Source organism: Streptomyces sp. NPDC048295 (assembly GCF_040652135.1).
Taxonomy (GTDB): domain Bacteria; phylum Actinomycetota; class Actinomycetes; order Streptomycetales; family Streptomycetaceae; genus Streptomyces.
In genome coordinates this window covers 27,162-45,358 of the sequence record NZ_JBEZLL010000030.1, presented here as the reverse complement: position 1 = coordinate 45,358, position 18,197 = coordinate 27,162, and the positions used below count along the sequence as shown (strand labels likewise).

At 70.3% G+C, this 18,197-nt stretch carries 20 protein-coding genes and 1 pseudogene; 7 read left to right on the top strand and 14 right to left on the bottom strand.

Annotated elements, in window-relative coordinates; genetic code table 11:
• Window positions 1-330 precede the first annotated feature (330 nt).
• Window positions 331-543, bottom strand: a complete 213-nt coding sequence (locus tag AB0D53_RS33795; protein ID WP_362453050.1) for a hypothetical protein — start codon at window positions 541-543, stop codon at window positions 331-333.
• 439 nt (window positions 544-982) lie between these two features.
• Window positions 983-1,264, bottom strand: coding sequence for an acylphosphatase (locus AB0D53_RS33790; protein WP_026242487.1), 282 nt, complete (start codon window positions 1,262-1,264; stop codon window positions 983-985).
• Window positions 1,265-1,408: 144 nt separating this feature from the next.
• Between AB0D53_RS33790 and AB0D53_RS33785 the strand changes: the two genes are divergently transcribed.
• The 4 genes and pseudogenes from AB0D53_RS33785 (at window position 1,409) to AB0D53_RS33770 (ending at window position 4,458) form a co-directional block, all read left to right on the top strand.
• Complete coding sequence (locus AB0D53_RS33785) at window positions 1,409-2,320, top strand: CAP domain-containing protein (RefSeq protein ID WP_362453048.1); 912 nt, start codon at window positions 1,409-1,411, stop codon at window positions 2,318-2,320.
• 42 nt (window positions 2,321-2,362) lie between these two features.
• Window positions 2,363-2,635 (top strand): annotated as a pseudogene (locus tag AB0D53_RS33780) (YdcF family protein); the annotation flags it as partial.
• 887 nt (window positions 2,636-3,522) lie between these two features.
• Window positions 3,523-3,675, top strand: a complete 153-nt coding sequence (locus AB0D53_RS33775; RefSeq protein WP_362453047.1) for a hypothetical protein — start codon at window positions 3,523-3,525, stop codon at window positions 3,673-3,675.
• A 390-nt stretch (window positions 3,676-4,065) separates the two neighbouring features.
• Window positions 4,066-4,458 (top strand): helix-turn-helix domain-containing protein, encoded by a 393-nt coding sequence (locus AB0D53_RS33770; RefSeq protein ID WP_362453046.1) that lies wholly within the window; start codon window positions 4,066-4,068, stop codon window positions 4,456-4,458.
• Here the strand turns inward: AB0D53_RS33770 and mutM are convergent.
• The 9 genes from mutM to AB0D53_RS33725 all read right to left on the bottom strand — a co-directional run bounded on the left by mutM (window position 4,455) and on the right by AB0D53_RS33725 (window position 13,572).
• Window positions 4,455-5,315: a bifunctional DNA-formamidopyrimidine glycosylase/DNA-(apurinic or apyrimidinic site) lyase gene (gene mutM / locus AB0D53_RS33765; protein ID WP_362453045.1), complete on the bottom strand. Its 861-nt coding sequence runs from the start codon at window positions 5,313-5,315 to the stop codon at window positions 4,455-4,457. The genes AB0D53_RS33770 and mutM overlap by 4 nt on opposite strands.
• A 94-nt stretch (window positions 5,316-5,409) precedes the next feature.
• The gene (gene rnc, locus AB0D53_RS33760; RefSeq protein ID WP_329815080.1) at window positions 5,410-6,234 is read right to left on the bottom strand and encodes a ribonuclease III; all 825 of its coding nucleotides are present in this window, start codon (window positions 6,232-6,234) and stop codon (window positions 5,410-5,412) included.
• A gap of 19 nt (window positions 6,235-6,253) precedes the next feature.
• Complete coding sequence (gene rpmF / locus AB0D53_RS33755; protein WP_003965982.1) at window positions 6,254-6,427, bottom strand: 50S ribosomal protein L32; 174 nt, start codon at window positions 6,425-6,427, stop codon at window positions 6,254-6,256.
• A 2-nt stretch (window positions 6,428-6,429) separates the two neighbouring features.
• Entirely contained in the window at window positions 6,430-7,104 is a 675-nt protein-coding gene (locus tag AB0D53_RS33750) for a DUF177 domain-containing protein (RefSeq protein WP_072487254.1), read from the bottom strand.
• 162 nt (window positions 7,105-7,266) lie between these two features.
• Window positions 7,267-8,337, bottom strand: a complete 1,071-nt coding sequence (locus AB0D53_RS33745; protein ID WP_362453044.1) for an ATP synthase F0 subunit B — start codon at window positions 8,335-8,337, stop codon at window positions 7,267-7,269.
• Between the two features lie 98 nt (window positions 8,338-8,435).
• Window positions 8,436-8,915 carry a pantetheine-phosphate adenylyltransferase gene (gene coaD / locus AB0D53_RS33740; RefSeq protein ID WP_329815102.1) on the bottom strand — a complete coding sequence of 160 codons (480 nt, stop codon included), beginning with the start codon at window positions 8,913-8,915 and terminating at the stop codon, window positions 8,436-8,438.
• Window positions 8,916-8,941: 26 nt separating this feature from the next.
• Window positions 8,942-9,526 carry a 16S rRNA (guanine(966)-N(2))-methyltransferase RsmD gene (gene rsmD / locus AB0D53_RS33735; RefSeq protein WP_362453043.1) on the bottom strand — a complete coding sequence of 195 codons (585 nt, stop codon included), beginning with the start codon at window positions 9,524-9,526 and terminating at the stop codon, window positions 8,942-8,944.
• Window positions 9,527-9,632: 106 nt separating this feature from the next.
• Complete coding sequence (gene recG, locus AB0D53_RS33730) at window positions 9,633-11,840, bottom strand: ATP-dependent DNA helicase RecG (RefSeq protein WP_362453041.1); 2,208 nt, start codon at window positions 11,838-11,840, stop codon at window positions 9,633-9,635.
• Between the two features lie 112 nt (window positions 11,841-11,952).
• Window positions 11,953-13,572: a DAK2 domain-containing protein gene (locus tag AB0D53_RS33725; protein WP_362453039.1), complete on the bottom strand. Its 1,620-nt coding sequence runs from the start codon at window positions 13,570-13,572 to the stop codon at window positions 11,953-11,955.
• A 259-nt stretch (window positions 13,573-13,831) separates the two neighbouring features.
• On the opposite strand from AB0D53_RS33725, the gene rpmB reads away from it, so the two are divergent.
• A complete protein-coding gene (gene rpmB / locus AB0D53_RS33720) occupies window positions 13,832-14,017 on the top strand; it encodes a 50S ribosomal protein L28 (protein ID WP_030928661.1) in 186 nt (61 codons plus the stop codon).
• 86 nt (window positions 14,018-14,103) lie between these two features.
• On the opposite strand, the gene thiD is transcribed toward rpmB, so the two are convergent.
• Window positions 14,104-14,910 (bottom strand): bifunctional hydroxymethylpyrimidine kinase/phosphomethylpyrimidine kinase, encoded by an 807-nt coding sequence (gene thiD, locus AB0D53_RS33715; protein WP_362453038.1) that lies wholly within the window; start codon window positions 14,908-14,910, stop codon window positions 14,104-14,106.
• 10 nt (window positions 14,911-14,920) lie between these two features.
• The gene (locus tag AB0D53_RS33710; protein WP_362453037.1) at window positions 14,921-15,892 is read right to left on the bottom strand and encodes a thiamine-phosphate kinase; all 972 of its coding nucleotides are present in this window, start codon (window positions 15,890-15,892) and stop codon (window positions 14,921-14,923) included.
• 323 nt (window positions 15,893-16,215) lie between these two features.
• On the opposite strand from AB0D53_RS33710, the gene AB0D53_RS33705 reads away from it, so the two are divergent.
• Both AB0D53_RS33705 and AB0D53_RS33700 read left to right on the top strand, forming a co-directional pair.
• Window positions 16,216-16,449, top strand: coding sequence for an Lrp/AsnC ligand binding domain-containing protein (locus tag AB0D53_RS33705; RefSeq protein ID WP_072487263.1), 234 nt, complete (start codon window positions 16,216-16,218; stop codon window positions 16,447-16,449).
• A 50-nt stretch (window positions 16,450-16,499) separates the two neighbouring features.
• The gene (locus AB0D53_RS33700; RefSeq protein WP_362453119.1) at window positions 16,500-16,952 is read left to right on the top strand and encodes a DUF3515 domain-containing protein; all 453 of its coding nucleotides are present in this window, start codon (window positions 16,500-16,502) and stop codon (window positions 16,950-16,952) included.
• 48 nt (window positions 16,953-17,000) lie between these two features.
• Here AB0D53_RS33700 and AB0D53_RS33695 read toward each other — a convergent pair whose 3' ends face one another.
• Complete coding sequence (locus AB0D53_RS33695) at window positions 17,001-18,158, bottom strand: D-alanine--D-alanine ligase family protein (RefSeq protein WP_362453036.1); 1,158 nt, start codon at window positions 18,156-18,158, stop codon at window positions 17,001-17,003.
• Between the last annotated feature and the right edge of the window lie 39 nt (window positions 18,159-18,197).

Below are 18,197 nucleotides of genomic sequence, written 5' to 3'. Positions count from 1 at the left end.
CGGACTCTACCTTTCGCTCTCGGTTTCGCTGATGAAGGTGCAGGGCACATCAGACGTTAAGGGAAGGGGTGTACGGCGGGGGCGGGTCCCGCACAGGTCCGGGCGGAAAAGGACCGGAGGGAAAAAGAAAGAAGGGACGCCGGAGCGCCCCTTGTAAATCTTGTGCGGTGTTACGTGCGGTGTTACTGGTGCATCTGGGCATGACGGATCAAGGACATGTCACAAGGGTGACAGATCAAGAGCAGTGATCTTCAATGATCCGGCGACGATCCGGGTGATGATCTCGGACGGCTGACGCCTACGGCCCGACCGGCCCCTGGGGGCCCTCGGTCAGGTCAGCGCCGGCTCCGCCTGAGGTACGCCGATGTCGATGCTGTCGAGCAGCGACTCTTGGTGCTGGGCGGCGGCATTCAACGCGTCGTTCTCGTCCTGGATCCGTACGAGCTCGGATTCGAGGTCCTGGACGCGCTGCTGGAGCCGTCGCATCTCGGCGAGGAGTCGCGGGTCGGAACCGCCGACGTAACCGAGAAGCGCCTTTGCCATGATGGATGGTCCTCCACACTGAGTGACCGACCGATGCGGTGTGGGTCGTGAGGGATTCGCACCCGCGGTGCTCGGCAGTGCTCTGTCATCACTGCTGTTCTGCTGCCAAACAGCTCTGCCAAACAGCTAAGGTGCGCGGGGATTTCAGCGTCTCACCAAAAACTTTGACGGTCAACACGATCACACCCTGTAGAGGCGGGCAGCCCGGGGGCGCGCGGCTCGTCGATCATGCGGCGCGGCTCTCCTGCGGGGCCCTGCGGGGCGTGGAGATCATCCTTACTGCCGCAGCCTGGCATGCCAACCGAATCTTGGCAACCACCCGGTCATTCCGCAGGTCATTTCATGTGTACGCGGATGAGCGCCCGGCCCGGCAACCCCCGGCAATGCTTCGAACACGGTCCGAACACAGACCGCTCCGCGCCCCCGCACCGGGCCCGGATCAGCGGATCGCGAAGCCCTCGTATCCACCGCGCGGGGTGTCCCATATCTCAGTGACTCCGTCCACGCGTCCGGGTGTGTCGTCCGAGCGCAGCCAGTCCAGCAGGCGGTGGCAATTCTCACGTCGTCCCTCGGCCACGACCTGCACCCTGCCGTCGTCGAGGTTCAGGGCGAAACCGGTGAGACCACCGATCTCCAGGGCGTTCGCCCTGGTGAACCAGCGGAACCCCACTTGCTGCACTCGGCCGCGCACCCATGCGGTGAGCCGTACGTCTTCGTTCATGCCCGCACGCTAACCGGCCGATTGCCCTTGGAGCACGTCCCGCCCTTGGGGCATGGCGTACAGTCCCGACGCAATGACCTCACCCGAACGGGTGAGGCTTGTTGACGCCGGGTGCGGCGTCCAGACCTCAGAAGGGCTCAGCAGATGGGACGCCATCGACGCTCCGCCACAGCTCCGGCCGCTGAGGACCACGCGGCGAAGGGCTCGGGCCACGACCGGCGCGGGCACCGCGGGAAGCGCTCCGGGGCACCTGTCCGTACAGGACTGATCGGCGTCTCCGCCGCCCTTGCCGTGGGAGCCGTGGCGGTGGCCTCCGGCCTGGTGCCCGGCGGCGAGGGCTACGGCCCGGGCGGCGGCGCCGACCGGGTGCGGGCCGAGGGCGCCCCCGATCTGCTGGCCCAGGACGGCGCGGGCACCGCACCGGCCGACCGCTCCACCACCCCCACCACGGCCGGCCGCGGCACCGGCCGGGCCGAGGGCCCGGCGAAGGCGGGGTCCCCCACCGGATCCGCCGCTTCCCCTTCGAAGAAGTCCGGGACGCCCGAGCGGGCGCAGCCGTCCTCGTCGGCACCGTCGAAGTCCGCCGATGCCGGAAGCGGGAAGACCACCGCTCCCGCCGCCGAGCGGTCGTCGGCCGCGCCGAAGACCTCCGCACCCGCCACCCGCAGTGCCGCGGCCCCGTCCTCCGCCCAGTCCGCCGTACTGGCCCTGGTCAACCAGGAACGCGCCAAGGTCGGCTGCAGCCCCCTGACCGCCAGGGCCTCGCTCGCCTCGCTCGCCCAGGACTTCAGCGAGGACATGGCCGCCCGCGGCTTTTTCGACCACACCGACCCCGACGGCAGGACCCCCTGGGACCGCGCCTCGAAGGCCGGTGTGCAGGGCCTCGCCGCCGAGAACATAGCCCGCGGCCAGGCCGACGCGCGGGCCGTGATGGATTCCTGGATGAACAGCGACGGCCACCGGGCGAACATTCTCAACTGCGACTACAAGACGCTCGGCGTCGGTGTCCACTACGGCTCCGGCGGCCCCTGGTGGACCCAGGACTTCGGCTCCTGAGATTTCCGCAGGTCAGCGACCTATGAACCCTCTTGGGCCGCCAGGGGGGCCTACGCCATGGCGCGTAAGGCTTGGTCGGGGGTTGAGATCATCAGCGCGTCCACTCCGTTGACGCTGGATGAGTACGTCGACTCCATTCAGGACGTTCGCTTGGTGATCGACATGCTTGTAGGCGCACTACAGCGGTTGCTGCTCTACCCGGACCAAGGATTCATGATCGCGCAGTCGGAGCCGGACGTGATGGCGGCATACGAGCGGCTGTGCCGAGAGGGCTTCACGAGTCGGCTCCTCACCACAGACAAGCCAACCCCTTGAGATCACCTTCGGCGCGCAGCACGGTCGCCCCCCACACAGTGCCCCAACGTTCGTTCGCACGACGGCCGCAAGGTGATCACTAGCCCTTGCCCCGGGCCAGGTTGTTACAGGTTTCTCTACCTCATCAAGGCACCCGGCTCTGGCTGCGCCCGCGCTCCTGCCTGCGGCCCGCTCGGCGCTGCCGCCGCCGACGCGCGCCCGCAGTGGATAGGCCCGAGGGCATGAGACGAGAACCGAGCCCGCGGCTCAGGTCATGCCTCCGGCGGGGGCGCTCAGACTCCGGGATGGACGGGGCGCCGTTCGCGAGTGCCGGCCGGAACGTGGCGAGCGTCGTGGGGCTCCCATTCCGACCACCTTCGACCCAGGCGGAGCCGAGCAGTCGCGACCCAGGCCGTCAAGGTCGTTCGTACAGTGGCGCGCTCCACCGCGCAGCCATCGCGGACCGCTGGGCCGACCTGGACCCGCCACGCTCGAAGCGGCAAACGGTTGACAGCCGCCCAAGATGCGACTGCTCAAGAGGCGACTAGCGTATGTAAGTGGAAGCCGGAACCCGGCAGTATGCCCCTTCCGGCGGATCCTTGAAGACCGCGGCCTCCGCGCATTCGTGAAACGCCCGCACTGCGGGACTACGGAGCCGGTCGGGGAAGCTCATCCCCCATGACACGTGGCGAATTCAAGATCACGCCGCGCACCTTATGGCTGCGGTCGACAATCGCGCGTCCGACACAACGCGCAAGTCGATCAAAGGAAAGGTGCAGATCATGAAGGCGCAGCGTCTGAAGCACCTCTTTGCGGTTTCCGCAGCCGGTCTTCTCGTGGCCGGTGGTGCCGCGATCGGCGCAGCGGGGACCTCAGCTGCCGCGGCTCCGACTCACGCCCAGACTTCCGTGAGCTCCTACGGTGACCACGGCGGCGGCTACGGCGGCGGCGACTACGGCGGCGGCTACGGCGGCGGCTACGGCGGCGGCGGCGGCTACGGCGGCGGCGGCTACGGCGGCGGCGGCTACGGCGGCGGCGGCTACGGCGGCGGCGGCTACTGAGATTGACTGAGCACCTTCGGAGCGCGGTGTGTGACCGTTGTTCGGCTCTCTGGTCGGAGTACGTGCACACACCGCGCCCTCTCCGGTGGTCGACCGGTGCTGTACAGCAGTGAAGTACAGCAACCGCCGCGACTGCAGTCGACCAACATCAACCTGCCAGCGAACGTCCGATCAGCCGGGCAGACCTCAGCGACCGTCCTGCCCGTAGTTCGCATCGAGTGGCAGCGGCATCAACGGAGCGCTCTCCCGGGGCCGTCTCAGGGCCGTGGAAGGGCGCTCAACGATGACCAATACCGACCTTCTTCGGCTTCTGGCTGTACGCCCGCACAGCGCTCCCCCGGAGAAAGCGCGTTCCGGCGGTGAGCGCTGTGCGGGCGTACGCTGCTGGGTATGGACGAGAACACCCGTCTGGACGAGCTCGCCTTCGATGTGTTCTCCAGACAGTGCCCCTCACGCGGCACGCTGGAGCATGTCACCGGACGCTGGGGCAGCCTGACGCTGGGCGCGCTGTACGAAGGCGGTTTCCGCTTCAACGAGCTCCGTCGCCGGGTCGACGGGGTCAGCGAGAAGATGCTCTCCCAGACGCTCCACGCCCTGGAACGGGACGGCCTGGTCCTCCGCGAGGCGCAGCCCACCAATCCACCGCGCGTCGACTACGAGCTGACCCCCCTGGGCCGGCAGGTGGCCGAGCGGCTGCTCGCGCTGATCCAGCTCGTCGAGGGCCGGATGCCCGAGGTGCTCCGGGCGCGCGAACACTACGACGGAACGCACCCCACGTCTTAGGGCGTCAGGCGCGGCGGCCGCTGGCAGCGCGGGCAGAAGTAGCTGGAGCGGTTCATCCAGGGGCGGCGGCGCATCGGCGTACCGCAGCGGTGGCAGGGCTCGTCCTCGCGTCCGTAGGCGTCGAGCGAGCGGTCGAAGTAGCCGGACTCGCCGTTCACATTGACGTAGAGGCTGTCGAAGCTGGTGCCGCCCTGGTCGAGCGCCGCGCTCATCACGTCGCGGACGTGGCCGAGCAGTTCGGCCGACTTGGGGCGGGTGAGGGTCGCGGTCGGCCGGTCGTAGTGCAGTCTGCTGCGCCAGAGCGCCTCGTCCGCGTAGATGTTGCCGACGCCGCTGATCAGCGACTGGTCGAGCAGAGCCCGCTTGACGGTCGTACGGCGCAGGCGCAGGGCCGCGTGGAAGGCGGCGTCGTCGAAGGCCGGGTCCAGGGGGTCGCGGGCGATGTGCGCGATGGTGTCGGGCAGGCCGTCGAGGGTGTTCTCGTGGAGCGAGAGCCCGCCGAAGGTCCGCTGGTCGACGAAGCGGAGCTCGGTGCCCAGAGAGTCGTCGAAACGGATCCGGATGCGCAGATGTTTCTCGTCGGGTGCGTCCTGCGGCTGCACGAGCAGCTGGCCGCTCATGCCGAGATGGCCCAGGAGCGAGCTGGCCGCGTCGTCCAGCGGCACCCAGAGGTACTTGCCCCGGCGCATCGCCGTACCGAAGCGGGCGCCGCCGAGCCGGGCCGCGAAGTCCACGCCGCCGGCGAGATGGCGGCGGACGGCACGCGGGTGCAGGACCTCGACATCGCCGACCGTCCGGCCGGTGACCCAGCGTTCCAGACCACGTCGTACGACTTCGACCTCGGGCAGCTCGGGCACGGTGTCGCTCCTGAAGGGATGATCTGAGAAAAGGGTACGTTTTCGGGCAGGACGAACCCCCCGGCACGCGGGGGCGCCGGGGGGTTCTGGAGGGTCAGGCCGGAGTCGCGTCCGTGGACGGCGACGGGCCTGCAGGGGTGTCGGCGACCCCTCCATCGGCAGCGGCCTTCGCCGCTGCCGCCCGTTCCTCCGCGGCGGCGCTGATCTCGCGCCAGGCGGACTCCGCCGCCTGCTGCTCCGCTTCCTTCTTGCTACGACCGGTGCCGGTGCCGTACGAGACACCACCGACGCGAGCAGCAGCAGTAAAGGTCTTCTCGTGGTCCGGGCCGGTCTCCGTGACGATGTACTCGGGGACTCCGAGGCTCTCGCCGGCGGTGAGCTCCTGGAGGCTGGTCTTCCAGTCCAGGCCGGCACCGAGGTTGGAGGACCTGTCGATCAGCGGGTCGAAGAGCCGGTGGACCAGCTCCGAGGCCGCGCCGAGGCCCTGGTCGAGATAGACCGCGCCGATCACCGCTTCAAGGGTGTCGGCGAGGATGGACGCCTTGTCCCGGCCTCCCGTGCCCTCTTCACCCCGGCCGAGCCGGATGAAGGAGCCGAGTTCTAGGCCGCGGCCCACTTCCGCAAGCGCACGCGAGTTGACCACCGCGGCCCGCAACTTGGCCAGCTGGCCTTCGGGCAGGTCGGGGTGGGTGCGGTACAGCGTGTCCGTGACCACCAGGCCGAGCACCGAGTCCCCGAGGAATTCGAGCCGCTCGTTGGTGGGCAGACCGCCGTTCTCGTACGCGTACGAACGGTGGGTCAGCGCGCGCACCAGAAGGGCGGTCTCGAGTTGATACCCGAGCCGCCCTTCCAGAAGCGTGTGGGACGAGGCTGTGTTGACGTTGTCTGCCTTCTTCTTGGCGTTGGACAACTCAGACATCGGGCCTCTCACCAGCCGCTCAGACCTCGAGGACCTGGCGCTTGTTGTACGTGCCGCAGCTGGGGCACGCGATGTGCTGCAGCTTCGGCTCCTGGCAACGCTCACACGAAACCAGGGTGGGGACCGCAGCCTTCCACTGCGACCGGCGGTGGCGCGTGTTGCTGCGCGACATCTTCCGCTTCGGAACAGCCACGGCTACTTCTCCTGCTTCTCGTCGACGCCCGCTTCGGCGCCGCCCATGTTGTCCTTCTCGCCGTCCTGAACGGTGTCGGCGAGTCCCTGCAATGCCGCCCAACGAATGTCGACGGCATCGTGGTGATGACCGGGGTTCTCGTCCAGCCTGATTCCGCATTCGGAACACAGACCGGCACAGGACTCCCGGCACACCGGCTGCATCGGCAGTGCGAGCACCACCGCATCACGCAGCACTGGTTCGAGGTCGAACAGGCCGTCCTCGATGAAGAGCCTGTCCTCGTCGTCCTCAACGTCGTCGGCCGGCTCCGCCTTGCTGCTGCGGCCCCGGTCATCGGCGTCAGGGTACGAGAACATCTCCTGGAAGTCCGCCGCAACCTCTAGGCGCAGCGGCTCCAGACACCTTACGCACTCCCCCTCGGCCGACGCACGGGCGGTGCCTGTGACAAGCACCCCTTCCATGACCGACTCGAGACGGAGGTCCAGCTCCACGGGTGCGCCTTCCGGCACACCGATGACCCCTTCGATGCCGAGGACAGCCGGCGGACCAGGTGCGTCCACCGTGCGGGAGAGCCGCTGGAGGGCACCGGGACGCCGGCCCAGCTCGTGCGTATCGAACACGAGGGGGTTTCGGTGGTCGAGGTGGCCGTTCAGGGCTTTTCCTGCTTTCGAAATCATGTGCAACGCACATCGTGGGGAGGGCCGACCGGATTCGGAGTCGAAACGGGCAGCCGGGACCGCGGACATACGCGCGACCGAGGAGCCAGGATACTGGACGCGCCGCCCAGCTCCCAATCCGGGCGATCGGGGCCGCCCGGACCCGGGCCCCGGCCCCTCCCGTCAGCGTTCCTGTTCGTACCGGCGGAGCTGGTCCAGGTCGATCATGCTGGTGTCGAACAGGCTGGTCTCGTCGAGGGCGCTCTCGCCCTGCTGCTGGAGGGCCTGCTGGGGCTGCTGCTGGTGCCAGCCGTCGTACCCCTGTACCGGGACCTGGGCCTGGCTCTGGTCGTAGCCCTGCTGCTGGTAGGCCGCGGCGTACGGGTCCGGCTGCTGCTGGTATCCGTAGACGTCCTGCTGCGGCTGGTCCTGGTAGGCGTAGGTCTCCGCGTAGCCGGGCTGTGTCTGGGCGGGGAACTGCGGCTGGGCCTGCTGGTGCACCGGCTGGGGCGCCGGGGTGGCGAGCTCGGCCAGGCCGGCCCAGTGGTCCTCGTCGCTGATGCGCCCCTGGTCGCCCGCCGCGTCCTGGGCGGCCACGTGCGCGCCGAGGTCGTCGGTGGGGATCCGGCCGTGCAGCTTCTGCCGGCCGCGGCCGACCGCCTCCAGGGTCTTGGCGAGCACGGCCTCGAAGGCGCCCAGCTTGGTGTCGACGTACTCGTCCGCCCGGCGCTGGAGGGTGGCCGGGTCGGTGCTGCGCTCGGGGGCCTCGGCGAAGTCGGGGTCCTCGTAGCCCTGCTCGTCGAACGGCTGGCCGCGGCCGAGGAGCTTCTCGCGGCCCCAGTCGACGGAACCGATCGTCTTGGTGAGGACGACCTCGAAGTTGGCCAGCTTGCTGTCCACGTACTCGTCGGCCTCGGCACGGACCTCGGCGGCCTCGCGGCGGGCCTCGTCGAGGATGCGGTCGGCCTCGCTGCGGGACTGCCTGGCGATCTCGGTGTCGGCGATCAGCGAGGTGCGTTCGGCGCGGGCGGCCCCGATGATCCGCTCGGCCTCTTGGCGGGCCTGCTCGGCCAGCTGCTCCTGGCCGCCGATGAGCTGCTGGGCGTGGGCGAGCGAGCCGGGCAGGGCCTCACGCACCTCTTCGAGCATCGAGAGCAGCTCGGCGCGGTTGACCACGCACGAAGCCGACATGGGCATCGACCGGGCGTTCCCGACCGCTTCGACGATCTCGTCGAGCTTCTTCTGCACGTCCACCGTGTGCTCGCCACTCTCTACAGCCGATTGGAGACGGACGGGACGACTGTAAGGCCAGTCGGCGCCCGTCCGACACCTGGTGACGGTCCGTCAGCGGCTCAGCGCTGGGAGAGACGCTCGGTGAGTGCCTCGTGGACCACCGGGGGGAGCAGGTGGGAGACGTCTCCGCCCCAGGTGGCGACCTCCTTGACCAGGGAGGACGACAGGAAACTGTAGGTGGGATTGGTCGGCACGAAGAGCGTCTCGACGCCGGAGAGGCCGTTGTTCATCTGGGCCATCTGGAGCTCGTAGTCGAAGTCGCTGACGGCCCGCAGGCCCTTGACGATCGCCGGGATGTCGCGCTGCTTGCAGAAGTCGACCAGGAGGCCGTGGAAGGACTCGACCTGGACGTTGCCGAAGTCCGCGGTGACCTGGCGGATCAGGTCGATCCGCTCGTCGACCGTGAACAGGCCCTTCTTGGACTGGTTGATCATCACCGCGACGTGTACGACGTCGTACAGCTTCGAGGCGCGGCCAATGATGTCGAGGTGTCCATTGGTGATGGGGTCGAACGACCCCGGACAGACGGCGCGGCGCAACTTGGTTCCCTCGCTCTCCGGTGCGGTCATCGTGCGTCTTCGCACGTAGAGGCGGCGCGACCGTACCAAAGCGTTCCTTCGCCGTATCGACGGGCCCGCAATCCTTCGAATCCCTCGGGCCAGTCGAAATTTCCGCCTCTGGTGCTCCGTTCCACGGTGACGAGGGCATCGTCCGTGAGCCACCCCTGGGCACGGAGTGTGAGCAGTATCTCGCCAAGATCGTCGTCGGTGACGGCGTACGGCGGGTCCAGGAACACCACGTCGTACGGCTGGGCCGGTGCCGGTCCCGTCACGATCTGCTCGGCCTTGCCGGTGCGGACCTCGGCGCCGGGCAGGCCGAGCGTGCGGACGTTGTCCCGGACGGTGCGGACGGCCCTGGGGTCGGCCTCGACGAGCAGGGCGTGCACCGCGCCCCGGGAGAGCGCCTCCAGGCCGACGGCCCCGGAACCCGCGTACAGATCGGCGATACGGGTGCCCTCCAGGCTGCCGAGAAGGGCTTCCCAGGTGGAGAAGAGGCCCTCGCGCGCACGGTCGGAGGTGGGGCGGGTGCCGGTGCCGGGCGGAACGGCCAGGCGGCGTCCGCCGGCCGAGCCGGCGATCACGCGGGTCATGGGTGTCTGGTCCTCGGTTCGTGGGCGGCCCGCGGGGTGCCCCGGCGCCGTGCCACCCACGATATGGCGTCGTGGCCGGTCGGGCCCGCGCACCCGGTGCCCCCGGTCAGCCCTTGTCCAGGTACTGCTCGCGCTCCTTGTCGAGCAGCGCGTCCAGCGCGGTCCGCAGCTCCGGCAGGTGTTCCAGCTCCGGGTCGGCGGCGACGATCGCGACGGCCTCCTCCCGTGCGGCGGCGATGACCTCCTCGTCGTCGATGACGGTGAGCATCCGCAGCGAGGAGCGGACCCCGGACTGGGCCTGGCCCAGGACATCGCCCTCGCGGCGCTGTTCGAGGTCGATCCGGGAGAGCTCGAAGCCGTCGAGGGTGGCGGCGACGGCGGAGAGCCGGGCGCGGGCGGGACTGGCCTCATGGGCCTCGCTGACCAGCAGGCAGAGCCCGGGGGCGGAGCCCCGGCCGACCCGGCCGCGCAACTGGTGCAGCTGGGAGACCCCGAAGCGGTCGGCGTCCATGATCACCATGGCGGTGGCGTTGGGGACGTTGACGCCGACCTCGATGACGGTGGTAGCGACCAGGACGTCGACCTCGCCCGCGGCGAAGCGGCGCATCACGTCGTCCTTGTCGTCCGGATTCATCCTGCCGTGCAGCACCTCGACGCGCAGACCGGCCAGGGGGCCCTTGGCGAGCTGTTCGGCGATCTCCAGCACGGCGAGCGGCGGGCGCTTGTCGCCCTCGTCCTCGGGCGCCTTCTTCTTCGCCTTCTTCCCCGCCTCGTCGTCGGCGTCGTCGCCGATGCGGGGGCAGACCACGTACGCCTGGTGCCCGTTCTCCACTTCCTCCCGCACCCTTTCCCAGGCGCGGCTGAGGAAGTGCGGCTTGTCCTTGGCGGGGACGACATGGCTGGCGATCGGCGAGCGGCCGGCCGGGAGCTGGTCCAGTACGGAGGTCTCCAGGTCGCCGAAGACGGTCATGGCGACCGTACGGGGAATGGGGGTGGCCGTCATGACCAGCAGGTGCGGCGGCTGCTTCCCCTTGGAGCGCAGAGCGTCGCGCTGTTCCACGCCGAAGCGGTGCTGTTCGTCGACGACGACCAGGCCCAGGTCGTGGAACTGCACCTTGTCCTCGATCAGGGCATGGGTGCCGATCACGATCCCGGCCTCGCCGGTGACGAGGTCGAGGAGCGCCTGACGGCGGGCCGCGACGCCCATCGAACCGGTGAGCAGCACCACCTTCGTCCCCTGCTCGGAGCCGCCCAGCATTCCGCCCTCGGCCAGATCGCCCATCATCTCGGTGATGGAACGGTGGTGCTGCTGGGCGAGCACCTCGGTGGGCGCGAGCATGGCGGCCTGCCCGCCCGCGTCGACGACCCCGAGCATGGCCCGCAGCGCGACCATGGTCTTGCCGGAACCGACCTCGCCCTGGAGCAGCCGGTGCATCGGGTGTTCGGTGGCGAGGTCGTCGAAGATCTCCTTGGAGACGCTCTGCTGTCCGTCGGTGAGGGTGAAGGGCAACCTGGCGTCGAAGGCGTCGAGCAGTCCGCCGGGCACGGCTCTGCGCGCGACGGCCGGGAGCTGGGTGTCGGCGTACCGGCGGCGGGCCAGCGCGACCTGGAGGACGAAGGCCTCGTCCCACTTCAGCCGGTCCCTGGCCTGGGCGATGTCCGCCTTGGTCTGCGGGCGGTGGACCTTCAGCAGCGCCTCGGGGAGCGCGGTGAACCCGCGCCCCTCGCGCAGGCTCGGCGGCAGCGGGTCGACGGCCTCCCGGGCGCTGGGCAGCACCGTGTCGACGGCCTTGGCGATGCGCCACGAGTCCAGCTGCTTGCAGGCCGGGTAGATCGGCAGCAGCCGCCCGGCGAAGGCGTCCACCGCCTCGGTGGCCTCGTCGGTGTCCTTGCTGTCCAGCAGCTGGTACGTGGGGTGGGCGAGCTGCATCTTCCGGTTGAAGACGGAGACCTTGCCCGCGAACATCGCCCGCCGGCCGGGCAGCAGCTCCTTGTGCGGCTTGTGGACGCCGTGGCCGAAGAAGACCAGCTGGAGGCGGCCGCTGCCGTCGGTGAGGGTCACTTCGAGGCGCTTGCCGCGGCCGTTGTTGAACATCAGGACGCGGGCGTCGGCGACCTGGGCGACCACCGTCACGTGCTCGTCCAGCGGGAGGTCCGTCAGCGCCGTGAGCCGGCCGCGCTCCTCGTAACGCCGCGGGTAGTGGTGGAGCAGATCCCCGACCGTGTGCAGGTCGAGGTGTTCGGCCATCACCTTCGCGGTGGCTCCGCCGAGCAGCTTCTTGAGGGGTTCATCGAACGCAGACACGCGATCCATTGCACACCACACCACTGACAGATGTCCGGCGGGCACCACCCGGAACCCGGGAATCCCTCGTCGGAGGAGTTCGGCCGCCGGGTTGCACGGACCGGCGCCCGGGACGGCTCCGCTACTCCACGCCGATGAGCAGCGGGGCGCTCTGGGGGCCGCCCCGGTAGACCACCGTGTCCACCGCCAGATAGCCCTCGCGCACGTGCTCCTCCAGCGCGTCCGCGAGGCTGTCGGGGATGTCCTCGCCCAGCACCAGGGTGACCAGTTCGCCGCCTGCCGCCAGCATGCGGTCCAGCACGTCGCGGGCGGTCTGCGGTACGTCTTCGCCGATGACCGCGACGTCGCCGTCGATCAGGCCCAGGATGTCGCCGGCCTGGCAGATGCCCGCCATGGTCCAGGACTGCCGTTCGGCGACGGCGAGTTCGGCGTAGCGGGTGGCACCGGCGGCGGCGGTCATCGCCACCACGTCCTCGTCGAAGCTGCGGTCGGGCTCGTGGACGGCGAGGGCGGCGATGCCCTGGACGGCGGCCCTGGTCGGGATCAGGGCGACCCGGACGCCCTCCGCGCGGGCCTGTTCGGCGGCGGCAGCGGCGGTGTGGCGCAGCTCCGCGTCGTTGGGCAGCAGGACCACCTCGCGGGCGTGCGCCCGCCGGATCGCGTCGACCAGTTCGCCGCTGGCCGGCGGCTCCCCGGGGCGGGCCAGGACCGTCGTGGCCCCGGCCTCCTTGCACAGGCCGCGGAGCCCGTCGCCGGGGACCACGACGACGACCGCGCGCTGCACGGGCTCGGTGTGGGGGTGCACCCGGTCCGCGCCGAAGTGGGTGATCCGGATGCGGTACGGCCGCCCCGCCTCGACCCCGGCCTCCACGGCCGCACCCGCGTCGTCGACATGCACATGGACGTTCCACAGCCCGTCGCCGCCCACCACCACGAGCGAGTCGCCGAGCCGGTCGAGCCGGGTCCGCAGCCGGTCCACCGCCTCGTCCGCGGCCTCCAGCAGGTAGATGACCTCGAAGGCCGGCCCGCCTTCCGCCTCGTCCGCCGCGCAGTCGTCCGGCACGGGGAGGGCGGGCACGGACACCCGGGTGCGCTCGGGGGCCCGCCCGCAGACCGCTTCGACGAGTGCTGCGAGCACCGTCACCAGGCCCTGTCCCCCGGCGTCCACGACGCCCGCCCGGCCGAGGACGGCGAGCTGCCGCGGGGTCGCTTCCAGGGCTGTTCGCGCCCCCTCGTACGCCGCTCGTGCGACCGCCCCGGTTCCGGCGTCGTGCGCGGTGCGCGCGGCGGCCTCGGCGGCCGCGGTGGCCACCGTCAGCACGGTGCCCTCGACGGGGTGGGCGACGGCCTGCCGGGCCGCTTCGGCGGCGACGGCGAGCGCCCGGCGCAGATGGTCCGCGTCATGGCCGACGGCGAGCACGCCCGCCATCCCGCGCAACAACTGGGCCAGAATCGTGCCGGAGTTGCCGCGGGCGCCGATCAGGGCGCCGTGCGCCATGGCCCGTACCGCGTCGGCCGCGACGGGTGCGGTCGCTCCGGTCTCGTGGGCGGCGAAGACCGCTTCGACGGCCTGGGCCGCCGATTCCACGGTCAGGTAGAGGTTCGTACCGGTGTCCCCGTCGGCGACGGGGTACACATTGATCGCGTCGATCGCCTCGCGCTCCCGGCCCAGTGCCTCCAGGGCCAGTGAGCACCAGGTACGCACCGCGACGGCGTCCATCTCGTCGTCGGTCTGCGGCACCTGTCGGACCTCCTCGGATTCGGCCGTGGGCGGCCGGCTGCATCGCAGAGTAGCCCCCGCGCGCCGGGTCCGGCGGGGACAGGGCGCGGGACGAGGTCCGCGGAACCCATGGTAGTTTCGTTCTACCGACGCAGCCGTTGTATGCTGCTTCGGTTGCCCGATGAGAGTCGGGCCATCCCTCCGGTACCGCCACTTCAGTCATATGAATCCGGCGCGCCGGATTTCACTGTAAGTGCATCTGAAGTCTTTGGAGTGACCCGTGGCTGCCAACTGCGACGTCTGCGGCAAGGGGCCGGGCTTCGGCAACAACATTTCGCACTCGCACCGCCGTACGTCCCGTCGCTGGAATCCCAACATCCAGCGCGTGCGTGCCGTGGTCGGTCGGACGCCGAAGCGGCTCAACGTCTGCACCTCGTGCATCAAGGCCGGCAAGGTCGCGCGCTGACGTTCCCGTCGTAGCGCAGCCTTCCGGTTGCCCAAAAAGCCGGTCCACCTCGGTGGACCGGCTTTTTGTTGTGTTTCTGGGCGCCCTCACACGGTACGCGTCCGCCAGCCGTGGTCGACCGGGCCGATCCCGGCGCCCAGCGGGAAGCCCGCCGCGATCGCCCCGGTGACATAGGCCTTCGCGTCCCGTACCGCCGCGGGTACGTCCTGGCCCAGGGCCAGGCGGCAGGCGATGGCCGAGGCGAGGGTGCAGCCGGTGCCGTGGGTGTGGCGGTTGTCGTGCCGGGGGGCGCGCAGCCAGTGCTCCTCGCTGCCGTCGGTCAGCAGGTCGACGGGGTCGCCCGGCAGATGGCCGCCCTTGACGACGACCCAGCGCGGCCCGAGGTCCAGCACCGCGGCGGCGGCCCGCCGCATTCCCGCCTCGTCCTCGACGTGGATGCCGGTGAGCTGGGCCACCTCGTCCAGGTTCGGGGTGGCGACGGTGGCGGCCGGCAGCAGTTTCGTCCGTACGGAATCGAGCGCCTCGGCGGCCAGCAGCGGGTCGCCGTGCTTGGAGACGCCGACCGGGTCGACGACGGCCGGGGCGCCGGTGGCGGCGAGGAGTTCGGCCACGGTCTCCACGAGGACGGCCGACGACAGCATTCCGGTCTTCACCGCCTGGACCCCGATGTCGTCCACGACGCTGCGGTACTGGGCGCGCACAGCCTCGACGGGCAGTTCCCAGGCGCCCTGCACCCCCAGCGAGTTCTGGGCGGTGACGGCGGTCAGCACGCTCATCCCGTGCACACCGTGCGCCAGCATCGTCTTCAGGTCGGCCTGGATGCCCGCACCGCCGCCGGAGTCGGATCCGGCGACGGTGAGCACACGGGCGGGTACAGCAGCAGATAGGGGCATACGCCGAAATCTACTGGGCGTCCTCGATGTCCCCGAAGTGGTCCCAGCCGCTCTTGATGGTCCACGGCGCCCCGTCGACGGTCACCTGCGGCAGTGCGGAGGGGTTGAGGACCTCTCCGATCACCTTCCAGCGGGCGGGCAGTTTCACGTCCGGCGGGAAGGTGGCGACGATCGCGTGGTCCTCGCCCCCGGTCAGCACCCACTGGAGCGGGTCGACGCCGACCGCCTGCCCGATGTCGGACATCTGCGAGGGGATGTCGATGAGCCCGGAGCGCAGATCGATCCGGACCTTGCTGGCCTCGGCGATGTGCCCGAGGTCGGCGACGAGCCCGTCGCTCACGTCCGTCATCGCGGTGGCGCCGAGCCCGGCTGCCGCGGGGCCCGCGTGGTACGGCGGTTCGGGGCGCCGGTGGGCCTCGACGAAGGCGCGGGGCGAGCGGAAGCCGCGGGAGAGCACCGCGTACCCGGCGGCGGACCAGCCGAGCCAGCCGGTGACGGCGACGACGTCGCCGGGCTGGGCGCCGGAGCGGGTGACCGGCTCGTGGTTGCGCAGATCGCCCAGCGCGGTGATCGAGACGGTGATCGTCTCGCCGCGCACCACGTCTCCGCCGACCACGGCCGCGCCCGCGACCTGGCACTCGTCACGGATGCCGTCCATCAGCTCGCCGGCCCAGGTGACCGGGAGTTCGGCGGGGACGACCAGGCCGAGCAGCAGCGCGGTGGGCACCGCGCCCATGGCGGCGATGTCGGCGAGGTTCTGGGCGGCGGCCTTGCGGCCGACGTCGTACGCCGTCGACCAGTCACGGCGGAAGTGCCGTCCCTCCAACAGGATGTCCGTACTGGCCACGACCCTGCGGTCGGGAGCGGTCACGACCGCGGCGTCGTCGCCGGGGCCGAGCCGTACCGCCGGAGTGGTGGTGAGCCGGGAAGTGAGCTCCCTGATGAGCCCGAACTCCCCCAACTCGCCCACGGTTCCCTTCACCGAGTCTCACCTCTCATCTATCGCGCCGGACGGTCGTCCGGGCTGCTTCGGCGGCCGGGGGTCCGGACCCTGGACCGGCCGCCGCCGCAGGGAGCAGTCTGCACCGCCCGTCACCGCCATGCCCGTCCCCCTTCCGGACCGCTGCACTTGCGGTCGCGGGCCGTCACTGCTGTCGGTACTGTCAAGAGATACGTCAACTTGCGTCTCGCGTGCGCCACGCTGTGGGCGTCAACGGTCCACAGGTCTCCCCGCGGCACGCGGCAACGCGATACCGTGGCGTCCCTTCTCCCCCACATGATCCTCGTGGCCGCCCTGGAGGTTCCGTGGTACAGGCGTACATCCTTATTCAGACCGAGGTGGGCAAGGCGTCGACCGTCGCCGAGACCATCGCCCGAGTTCCGGGAGTGATCCAGGCAGAGGACGTCACCGGCCCCTACGACGTGATCGTGCGCGCACAGGCCGACACGGTCGATGAACTCGGCCGCATGGTGGTCGCCAAGGTCCAGCAAGTGGAAGGCATCACCCGAACCCTGACCTGCCCGGTCGTTCATCTGTAGCCCCCGTCTACGCTGGGCCGGTGAGATCTTCGCGCCGACTTCGCCATTCCGTGTTCCTCGGCCCGTCCGTCGCCGCACTGCTGCTGGCCGCGGCGGGCTGTTCCTCGACGGACGCCGCGGTGTCGATCACGGTTCCCACACCGTCCCCGGAAGCCGCGGGCTACTGCCGTGCCCTGCACAAGGAGCTGCCGAGGACCGTTGCCGGTCTCGGCCTCGGTGACGCCGGGCCGAAGTCCGAACTGACCGCCGAGTGGGGGGACGGGGAGATCGTACTGCGCTGCGGTGTCCCCCGGCCCGCGAAGATGGACGACCCCATGGCGAAGGGGACCGAGGCGAACGGCGTCAACTGGCTGCTGGAACAGCCCGACGACACCGGCCCGCGCTTCACGACGACGTACCGCAAGGCGTACGTCGAGGTGACGCTCTCGCAGGCGTACGCCCATGACGCGAGCCCGTTGGCCGCGTTCGGCGCGGCCGTCCGCAAGACGGTTCCCGGACTGTAGGGCGTGCGCTCCCGCCCGGGAGCGCACGCCCTAAGGCGCGTGGCCGGCTCAGCGCAGGCCGGTCGGACGGCGCAACGCGGCCTGGATCAGCCGGTCCACCAGCTCCTGGTAGCTCACACCGCTCTCCTGCCACATCCGCGGGTACATGGAGATCGGGGTGAAGCCCGGCAGGGTGTTGATCTCGTTGATCACGAAGGTGCCGTCCTCGGTGAGGAAGAAGTCGGCGCGGACCAGCCCCTCGCAGGACGTGGCGTCGAAGGCCTCGACCGCGAGCCGCTGGACCTCGGCCGTCTGCTCCTCGGTGAGCGGGGCGGGCACGATCCCGGAGGCCGAGTCGATGTACTTGGCCTCGAAGTCGTAGAAGTCGTGCGAGGTCACCGGGGGGATCTCGGCGGGCACGCTGGCGCGCGGCCCGTCCTCGAACTCCAGCACCCCGCACTCGATCTCGCGGCCCCGCAGCAGCGACTCGACCAGGAACTTGGGGTCGTGGCGGCGGGCCTCCTCGATCGCTGCGTCGAGTCCGGACAGGTCGTCGACCTTGGTGATGCCGATGGACGAGCCGGCCCGGGCGGGCTTGATGAAGAGCGGCCAGCCGTGGTCACCGGCGAAGTCCACGATGCGCTTGCGGGCACCGGAGGGGTCGTTGTCCCACTCACGGGGACGCACCACGAGGTACGGGCCGACCGGCAGCCCGTAGGAGATGAAGACCCGCTTCATGTACTCCTTGTCCTGGCCGACCGCCGAGGCGAGCACCCCGGCGCCGACGTAGGGCACACCGGAGAGCTCCAGGAGACCCTGGAGGGTGCCGTCCTCGCCGTACGGGCCGTGCAGCACGGGGAAGACGACATCGACCTCGCCGAGCGCCTTGGGGACCGAGCCGGGCTCGCTGTACACCACTTCGCGGCTGCCGGGGTCGACGGAGAGCACCACGGCGCCCTCGGTGGACTCGGCCAGCTGGGCCACTTCCGGCATCTTCCGGTCCGTGATGGCCATGCGTTCGGGTTCGTCGGCGGTGAGCGCCCAGCGGCCGTCCGTCGTGATGCCGATCGGCAGGACGTCGTACTTGGTCCGGTCGATGGCGTTCAGGACGGCGCCGGCCGTGACGACCGAGATGCCGTGTTCGGAGCTGCGGCCGCCGAACACGACGGCCACACGCGGCTTGCGGAGCTGCTGCTCCGGGCTCTGGGGGAGGTTCTCGCTGCTCATATCGCGTTGAGCGTACCTGCTGGTACCACTCGCGTCAGC